Raw genomic sequence first — 2,044 nt, 5'->3', positions numbered from 1 at the left:
CAATGCCCCTGACCCTGTCAAAGGGCATCTTTCGGCCCTCCGCCACCGCCTCTATGAACTGCCCGTGGATGTCATCGAGTACGCCCTGGAGTATCTCACGCTCCTCCTTACCAACACCCCTGTACAAAGAGGCCAGGTCTTTATACCGACCGCTCTTTATCACTTCGCTCCTGACGCCAATCTTATCCATAAGGCCGCTGAGATTGGCCATCTCCATGATGACCCCGATAGAGCCTGTGATGGTTGCCTGGTTGGCTATTATCTTGGAGGCGGGCGACGATATGTAGTAACCACCAGAGGCCGCCAGAGAACCCATAGATACTACCACTTTTTTCTTCATTACCGTCTTTTTGACCTCATCATATATTTCGGCAGAGGGTACGACTGCCCCCCCGGGACTGTCCACGCTTAAGACGATTGCCTTTATCGATGGGTCATCGCGATACTTCTTTATCTCCTTTACCGTATCGGTAGAGCTGAGGATTATGCCCTCGACCTTTATGAGGGCGATCTTGTCTCCCAGCACCACCCGGTTTGTCAACAGAGACAGTATCAGGCTTATTACGGCTATAACAATAAAGATCGCCGAAAAAAACAGCACGATCTTCTTCATTCCTCTTTTGAACCTTTCTTGGTGTAGTTGATCATACTCAGGCCGATCTTTCTTTGATCGATATCCAATTTTATGATCTTGGACTTTATGATCTCACCCTCTGCATAGTCCTTGTCTTGCTGTTTGGCGATTTCGGAGGCATAGATGAGACCTTCCACGCAGCCCTCGATTTCAACAAAGAGGCCGTGTTCGGTTATTCTCAGAATCTTGCAGTTGACCTCGTCGCCGACCTTAAAGCGTTCAGGGATATCCCCTACCCAGGGGTCTTGTGTCAGTTGCTTGATGCCCAGGAGCATTCGTTCCTTTTCCGGCTCCAGGCTCAAGACGATGGCCTCGACCTTCTGGCGCAGCTTAAAGACCTCCGAGGGATGTTTTATGTGCTTGGTCCATGAGATGTCGGATATGTGGATCAGGGCATCCACGCCCTCGGGCATACCGACAAAGACACCAAAATCGGTGATCGTGCGCACCTTCCCTGTAACCCGCTGGTTGACGGTATATCTCTCTGCGACGAGGTCCCAAGGCTTTGGTTTGAGCTGCTTGATGCCTAAGGATATGCGTCTGTTTTCCTTTTCTATCTTTAAGACGACTACATTTACCAGTCTTCCGACCTCGAGGTACTTTGAAGGATGTCCCGGTCTCGTTGACCAGTCCAGTTCGCTGACATGCACCAGGCCCTCAACGCCTTCTTCTATTTCGATAAATGCCCCATAATCGGTTATACCAACGACCTTGCCCTCAACGACCTTGCCTTCGGTGTACTTGTTTTCGACGTCGAGCCAAGGGTCGGGTCTCTTCTGCTTGTAGCCGAGTGTTATCTTTTCCGTCTCCGGCTCATACTTCAGGACAACGACCTCTACTTCGTCGTTGACGTTGAAGAACTCGGAGGGGTGATTTATCCGTCCCCAGGATATGTCCGATATATGCAACAGGCCATCGATCTCTCCAAGGTCTACAAAGACGCCGTAGTCGGTGACGTTTTTTACGAACCCCTTGATGAGGGAACCTTCTTTTATGGTAGCACGGGTGATCTGCTTTTTCTTTTCCCGTTCTTCCTCTATGACGGCGCGCCTGGAGACGATGACATTGTTCATCTTATTGCCTATCTTTATGACCTTAAATGGACAGACTACGCCAATGACCTCTGTCTTTGCAGGCTTTACGTCATACTGGGAGGCCGGCAGAAACGCCCTTACACCGTAGATATCCACGAAAAAACCGCCCTTGGTCTTATCCACGATCTTTCCCTCTACGGTTGTACCCGCCTCAAAGGACTCCTGGAGGGACTTCTGCGCCCTCATCATCAGTGCCCTGCTCTTGGAAAGGAGGAGCGTGAGATACTCCAGGGCGTACTCGATGACATCCACGGGCAGTTCATAGAGGCGGTGGCGGAGGGCCGAAAGATGCCCTTTGACAGGGTCAGGGGCATTG

2 protein-coding genes are annotated in these 2,044 nt (G+C 51.0%); both read right to left on the bottom strand.

The window, feature by feature from the left end; translation table 11 throughout:
- The coding region (gene sppA, locus HWQ67_RS17130; RefSeq protein WP_218253906.1) for a signal peptide peptidase SppA at positions 1 to 613 on the bottom strand (613 nt) is incomplete at its 3' end.
- Positions 610 to 2,044: 30S ribosomal protein S1 (locus HWQ67_RS17125; RefSeq protein ID WP_218253905.1), on the bottom strand; the 1,435-nt coding region annotated here is incomplete at its 5' end. The genes sppA and HWQ67_RS17125, both read right to left, overlap by 4 nt.

This window comes from Candidatus Magnetobacterium casense, assembly GCF_019173545.1.
GTDB classification, from domain to species: Bacteria; Nitrospirota; Thermodesulfovibrionia; order Thermodesulfovibrionales; family Magnetobacteriaceae; genus Magnetobacterium; species Magnetobacterium cryptolimnobacter.
The sequence above is the reverse complement of the archived record's forward strand: the minus strand, read 5'-3'. Positions and strand labels throughout refer to the sequence as shown.